Source organism: Arenimonas donghaensis DSM 18148 = HO3-R19 (assembly GCF_000743535.1).
Lineage (GTDB): Bacteria > Pseudomonadota > Gammaproteobacteria > Xanthomonadales > Xanthomonadaceae > Arenimonas > Arenimonas donghaensis.
In genome coordinates, this window is record NZ_AVCJ01000010.1 from 61,836 (window position 1) to 67,856 (window position 6,021).

The window sequence follows — 6,021 nt, forward strand, 5'->3', positions numbered from 1 at the left end:
CATGTCCGGCCCGGACTTCATCCCCGCCGCGGTACGCGCCCGGCTGCGCGACCTGCGCCTGGACGGGCGGCGGGCCACGGGCGGACATGGCTTCGGCCAGCACCGCAGCCGCAGCCGCGGTGCCGGCCTGGAGTTCGCGCAGTACCGTGCCTACGAACCGGGCGACGAACTGCGCCAGGTCGACTGGAAACTCTACGCCCGCTCGGACCGCTTCTTCGTGCGCGAGGCCGAACGCGACAGCCCGCTCACCGCCTGGGTCCTGGTCGATACCAGCGCCTCGATGGCGCAGGGCGACGCCGCGCGTTCCGGCTGGAACCGGCTCGACCTGGCCCGCGGCCTGGCGGCCTGCGCATTCGAACTGGCGCTGCGCCAGGGCGACCAGTTCGGCTTCGCGGCCATCGGCGGCGACGGCCTGCACCTGGTGCCCGCCGGCGCCGGCCCGCGGCAGCGCGATCGCTGCCTGCTCGGACTGCACGCGCTGCGTTCAGGCGGTGGCTGGCCGGACGAAGGTCGGCTGCGGCCGCTGTGGGAGCGCATCGGACCGGGTCACCTGGTGCTGGTGCTCAGCGACGGCTTCGACGAAGCCTGCATCGGGCTGATGGAAAAGCTGTCCGCGGCGCGCCGCGAGGTGATGCACCTGCAGCTGCTCACCGCCGAGGAGCGTGACTTCCCCTTCCGCGGCGGCCATCGCTTCCGCGACCCGGAAAGCGGCGAGGAGCGGGTGACGGATGCCCCGTCGGCGCGCGCGGCCTTCCTGGCCGAATTCACTGACGCGCGCCGACGCCAGCACGCACGCCTGGCCGCCGCCGGCATCCGCAGCGACGTGGCCTGGCTGGACGAGCCGATGGACCTGCCGCTGCGACGCCTGCTGGCGCCCGGCGCCGCGGAGCGCGCATGAGTTTCGGGCTCGCCATGCCGCTGGGATTGCTGGCCCTGCTCGGGCTGGTGGTGCCCCTGCTCGTGCACCTGGCGCGGCGCGAACAGCAGCAGCCGACGATGTTCGCGGCCTTGCGCTGGCTGCACGCCCGGCAGCGACCGCGGCAGCGGCTGCGGATCGAGCACTGGCTGCTGCTGGCGCTGCGCCTGGCGCTGGTGGCCGGGCTGGCGCTGCTGCTGGCGGCGCCTTGGTTCACGGACGATCAGGCGGGACCCCCGCGCGTATTGGTGCACCCTTCCCTGCCGGTGCCAGAAGCCCCCGAGGGCGCCGAGCTGCGCTGGCTCGCCCCCGGTTTCCCGCACATCGATTCGGCCGTACCCGAGGCGCCGGTGCCGGTGTCGAGCCTGCTGCGCGAGGCGGACGCCGGGCTGCCGCCGGGCAAGGCCCTGGTCGTGCACGTGCCGGCGATCCTCGACGGCGTCGACGGCGAACGGCCGCGTCTTTCGCGTCCGGTGCAGTGGCTGGTGGCGGAGGCATCGACGCCAGACCCGGCCCCGGACAGGCAAGACGAACCGCCGCCGGCCATGGCGGTGCGCCATGGACCCGACCACGCCCACCAGGCGAAATGGCTGGCAGCGGCGCAGCGCGCCTGGCTGGCAACGACGGACCCGGCACCGCCGCCTGGCGAGACCCTGATGGCAGCGGGCGCCAGCTGGCCTGACGATACCCGGGTGCTGGCCTGGCTCGCCGACGGCGCGGTGCCGGCCAACGTGCTCGACTTCGCCCGCGACGGCGGCACGCTGCTCATCGCCGATACGACGCACTGGCCCGTCGACGCCGCCGGCCAGGTCGCCTGGCGCGGCGAAGAGGGTTCGGTGCGCCTGCGCGCCGCCGGTTTCCAGGCGGGCCGGATCCTGCAGTTCGCCCAGCCGCTGGAGCCGGCGGCGTTCCCGGAATTGCTCGACCCGCGCTTCCCGCGTTGGCTCCTGCAGCAGCTGCAGCCGCCGCCGGCGGCGCCCGCGCGCGTCGATGCCCGGCGGCATGTGCCCCGGGACGACGGCCCGGCTTTCACCCCGCCCTCGCCGCCGCTGGCACCGTGGCTGGTCCTGGTGCTGGCCGCGCTGTTTGTCGTCGAGCGCTGGCTCGCCGCCGGCCTGCCGACGCGGAGGCCGGCGTGAACCGCCCGCTGCTCCACACCCGGCGCGCGATCGGCTTGCGCCTGCTGGCCGCCAACGTCCTGTGGCTGCTGCCGCTGTTGGCGGCGGTCGGGGCCTGGGGCGTGCGGCTGCAGGCACCCCTGGGCGCAGGTCTCGCGGCAGCGGCCCTGTCACTGCTGGCGTTCGTTGCCTGGCACCGGCAGCGCGCGCGCCATGACGACCGCTGGCTCGCACGGCGGCTCAACGCCGACCCGGCGATGCAGGACAGCGCCGACCTGCTGTTCGCACCGCCGCAGACGCTGGGCCCGCTGCAGGGCCTGCAACAGGCGCACGTGGCCAAGCAGCTTGGGCGGTCGGCGATCGACCCCCGGCCGGCCTGGCCGCGTCGCGCACTGGTCGCCGCGTTCCTGACCGGAACGATCGCCGTGCTCGCCGCGGTGGTGTTGCCGCCGTCCGCCGCGCCGATGGCCGCGCCCGCGCCCGCTGCGGCCGGCGTCGCCGACGCCGACGCCGCGCCGACGATCCTGACGCTGCACGAAAGCAGCGTCACGGTCGAGCCACCCGGCTACACCGGATTGCCGACCCGCCAGGAACCGGGGCTGTCGCTGCAGGCGCCCGCGGGGTCGACGCTGCGCTGGCAGCTCAGGTTCTCGCCGCAGCCCGACGCCGTGGCGTTGCGTTGGCACGACGGCGGCGAACTGGCGCTGGTCCGCGACGGTGAACACTGGGTCGGCGAGCACACGCTTGCCCGTTCCTTGCTGTATCGCATCCAGACCACGTCGCCCCTGCCGCTGGCCGACGACGACCTGCATCGCCTCGACGCCATCGCGGACCAGGCGCCGACGATCCGCGTCGTCAGCCCCGAGCGTCCGCTCACCCTGCGCGCCGATGGCCAACGCCGCTGGCTGCTCGATTTCGAGGCCAGCGACGACCACGGCCTGGGCGACGCCCGCCTGTTCATCACCCTGGCCCAGGGCAGCGGCGAGCAGGTGCAGGTGAGCGAACGCAGCCTGGCGCTGCGCGGCGAAGGCGAGCCGACACTGCGCCGCTACCGCCACACCCTCGACCTGGACGCCCTGGGCCTGGCGCAGGGCGACGACCTGATCGCGCGCCTTGAAGTGAGCGACCAGCGCACGCCGGCGCCGCAGACCAGCCGCAGCCCCAGCCTGATCCTGCGGTGGCCGATGCCGCCCGCGACCGAATCGACCGGCATGGAAGGCCTGGTGCAAAAAGCGCTGCCGGCCTATTTCCGCAGCCAGCGCCAGATCATCCTGGACATCGAGGCGCTGGTGCCGCAGCGCCCGACGCTGCCGGCGGATGACTTCGTCAAACGTTCCGACGTGATCGGCGTCGACCAGCGCATCCTGCGCATGCGCTACGGCCAGTTCCTCGGCGAGGAAAACGAGGGCGGCCCCGAGCCGCCGCCCGGCCTGGACGACGGGCAGGCCGACGGGCACGACGACGGGCCGGCCCACACCGACGACGACGGCCACGACCACGCCGGCGACGCCGCCGGCCCGCTGGGCGGTGCCGTCAACGTGCTCGAGCAATACGGCCACACCCACGACGACGCCGAAGCCGCCACCCTGCTCGACCCGCAGACCCGCGCCCTGCTCAGGCAGGCGCTGGATGCCATGTGGTCCTCGGAAGGCGAACTGCGCCAGGGCCAGCCCGAGCGCGCGCTGCCGCACGCCTACCGGGCGCTGCAGTTCATCAAGCAGGTGCAGCAGGCCAGCCGCATCTACCTGGCGCGCGTCGGCCTGGAACTGCCGCCGATCGAGGAGAGCCGGCGCATGGGCGGTGATCGCGAAGGCATTGCCGACCGGCGCGACGGCCTGGTGCCTGCGCAGCCGGCGCCGACGCCGGTGCCCGCCCTGTGGCTGGCGCTGGCACAGGAAAACGAAACGCCCGACCTGGCGCCGATGACGGCGTGGCTGGACGACAACGCCGAACGCATCGCCGATCCCCTGTCGTTGCTGGCCGCCCTGGAAACCCTGCGCGCCGACCCGGGCTGCACCGCGTGCCGACAGCGGCTGCGCGCGCTGCTGTGGCCGCTGCTGCCGCGCCCGACCACGGGCCCGGATGGCCGGCCCGCCCCCGATGCGATGGGGCAGGCCTACCTTGATGCGCTGCCCGCGGAGGCCACGCCGTGAACACCAGTCTCGTCGTCGCCAGCCTGCTGGTTTTCGCCGTCGTGCTTTCCAGCCTGAGGCTGGCGCTGCGCGTGCGCTCGGGCGCGCTGGCCGCGCGCCAGGCGACCGGACGCATCGCCGCGCAGGCCGTGGTGACCGGCCTGCTGTGGCTGGCCCTGTTCCCGCCCGAAACCTCCCCGCCTGCGTTCACCCTGGTGGTGCTGACGCCCGGGACCGTGGAAATACCTGCCGCCGATCCGGCGCAGCACCGGGTCGCGCTGCCGGGTGTCGCGGTGCCGCCGGAGCTCGAACGCGTGCCCGACCTGGCGACCGCGCTGCGGCGTCATCCCGGCTTCGCTTCAGTTCGCGTGCTCGGCCACGGGTTGCCGGCCCGTGACCAGGCAGCGGCCCACGGCCTGCCGCTGGCCTTCGAACCCGCGCCATTGCCGGACGGCCTGCACGCGCTGGACCTGCCTGACCGCGTCGTCCAGGGCCAGGCCTTCGAGGTGCGTGGCCAGGTCCGCGGACCCGCCGACGCGAACGTCCAGCTGCTCGACCCCGCGGGGGCGGTACTGGCCCAAACCACGCCCGATGCGGACGGCGCTTTCCGCCTCCCGGGCCGCGCCGGCCTGGCCGGTCCCACCGACTTCCAGCTGCGCTGGCAGGACGCCGATGGCCAAACCCTGGGCGAAGAGGCGCTGCCGCTCGAGGTCGTGGCGCCGGCGCGCCCCCGCCTGCTCGTGCTGGCGGGCGGCCCCAGCCCCGAACTCAAGTACCTGCGCCGCTGGGCGGCCGATACCGGACTCTCCCTGCACACGGTCATCGACGTGGGCGGCGGCACGCAACTCGGCGATGCCCCGGTGACGGCCAGCGCCGCGCGCTTCGCCGACTTCGACCTGGTGGTCCTGGACGAACGCGCCTGGGCCGGCCTGGGCGCCAACGGCCGGAATGAACTTCGCAGCGCGGTGCGCGAGGGCCTGGGCGTGCTCGTGCGCATCACCGGCCCGCTGCCCGAACGCGACGCCACCGCGCTGCGCGACTGGGGCCTGGCGGTCGAAGACGCCGACCTTCTCCAGGGCCTGACCTGGCCCGGCACCGAACAGCCCGACGTCCGCGCGGCGGACTCCGCGGTGGCCGCCACCGACCGCGCCCCGCAGCTGTCCCGCCGCCCGCTGGAACTTTCGGCCCGCGATGGCCGCGTCCTGCATGCCGCGCCGGACGGCGAGGCCCTGGTGGCCTGGCGGCAGGAAGGCCGCGGCCGGGTCGCGGCGTCGGTCCTGTCGGACAGCTACCGGCTGTGGCTGACGGGCCGCCGTTCGGCGCACGGGCAGCTGTGGGCCGACATCGTGCAGACCCTGGCGCGGGCACGCGACCCACGGCGCCCCGCGCCGCTGGCCCCGGCCTGGCTCGGCGAGCGCGCAATGCTGTGCGGCCTGCCGGAGGACGCCAGCGTGGTCGCACCCGACGGAAACGCGATGGCACTGCAGGTCGATCCGGCCAGCGGCGCGGCTGCCTGCGCCGGCTATTGGCCGGAACAAACCGGTCGGCACTGGCTCGAACACGACGGCCAGTCATCGCCGCTGCAGGTGCGCGCCCCGGAACGCTATCCGGCGATGCTGGCGGCGCAGCGCCATGCGGCCACGCAGGCCCTGGTGGCGCCGTCGGCCACCGTCGCATCCCAGCCGCGCAAGGTGCCGGGCCCGCGCTGGCCCTGGTGGCTGGGCTGGCTGCTGGCGAGCGCGGCGCTGTGGTGGTTCGAACGCCGGCCGGCCGTGGCCGCCTAGCGCCAGCCCGCGTCGCGGGCGGCCCGTTCCTGCGCGGCGTCCAGCGGCTCGCCGCCAAGGCGGTCGTCGAT

Annotated in this window: 4 protein-coding genes; all 4 read left to right on the plus strand. The window is 74.8% G+C overall.

Translation table 11 applies throughout. The annotated features are described in order from the left end of the window. Position 1 precedes the first annotated feature (1 nt). Genes N788_RS06015 through N788_RS06030 form a run of 4 tightly spaced genes read left to right on the plus strand, consistent with a single transcriptional unit; the run spans position 2 to position 5,950 of the window. On the plus strand, positions 2-898 hold the full coding sequence (locus N788_RS06015) for a DUF58 domain-containing protein (protein ID WP_034222440.1): 897 nt from the start codon (positions 2-4) through the stop codon (positions 896-898). Continuing rightward, positions 895-2,055, plus strand: coding sequence for a BatA domain-containing protein (locus tag N788_RS06020; protein WP_034222372.1), 1,161 nt, complete (start codon positions 895-897; stop codon positions 2,053-2,055). Before N788_RS06015 ends, N788_RS06020 begins: the two co-directional genes overlap by 4 nt. Continuing rightward, positions 2,052-4,187 carry a DUF4175 family protein gene (locus N788_RS14825; protein ID WP_051924425.1) on the plus strand — a complete coding sequence of 712 codons (2,136 nt, stop codon included), beginning with the start codon at positions 2,052-2,054 and terminating at the stop codon, positions 4,185-4,187. The genes N788_RS06020 and N788_RS14825 overlap by 4 nt, the downstream gene beginning before the upstream one ends. After that, complete coding sequence (locus N788_RS06030) at positions 4,184-5,950, plus strand: hypothetical protein (RefSeq protein WP_034222375.1); 1,767 nt, start codon at positions 4,184-4,186, stop codon at positions 5,948-5,950. Before N788_RS14825 ends, N788_RS06030 begins: the two co-directional genes overlap by 4 nt. Positions 5,951-6,021 lie beyond the last annotated feature (71 nt).